We start from the raw sequence: 399 nt of genomic DNA, 5'->3' as shown, positions 1-399 counted from the left end.
TTGTCAGAATAGCGAGAACCTGTTGGAAATATTACAAACGACTGCTTATTTTCTGCCAATTTAGTTATCGGAATTTGAAGAGAATTTTTAGATGGTTTTTCCCTATCAACTGGGAATGCATTTAGCTTACCAAGAAACCATCCAAAAACTTTATTCTTAAACAGTTCTTTTTTTGCGATAAAGAAAAAATCTGTCATCTGTATTTGCGTTGCAAATACTATCGCGTCAATAAAATGGTGATGAGGCGCAACAATTATATATGATCCATTCTTGGGAAGATTATTTAGTCCCTTCACAATTATTTTTCCAAGATACAAAGCCAAACAAACGCCTAAAATAAATCTGACATATCTGTATATCATAAAAAATTTCCTCCTTCGATGCTCATTGATTGTACAA

At 32.6% G+C, this 399-nt stretch carries 1 protein-coding gene; it reads right to left on the bottom strand.

Annotation, left to right across the window (positions count from 1 at the left end; genetic code table 11):
• Positions 1-362: lysophospholipid acyltransferase family protein (locus LFYK43_RS11720; RefSeq protein WP_148095628.1), on the bottom strand; the 362-nt coding region annotated here is incomplete at its 3' end.
• Positions 363-399 lie beyond the last annotated feature (37 nt).

The organism is Ligilactobacillus salitolerans (assembly GCF_003864415.1).
Taxonomy (GTDB): Bacteria; Bacillota; Bacilli; order Lactobacillales; family Lactobacillaceae; genus Ligilactobacillus; species Ligilactobacillus salitolerans.
The sequence above is the reverse complement of the archived record's forward strand: the minus strand, read 5'-3'. Positions and strand labels throughout refer to the sequence as shown.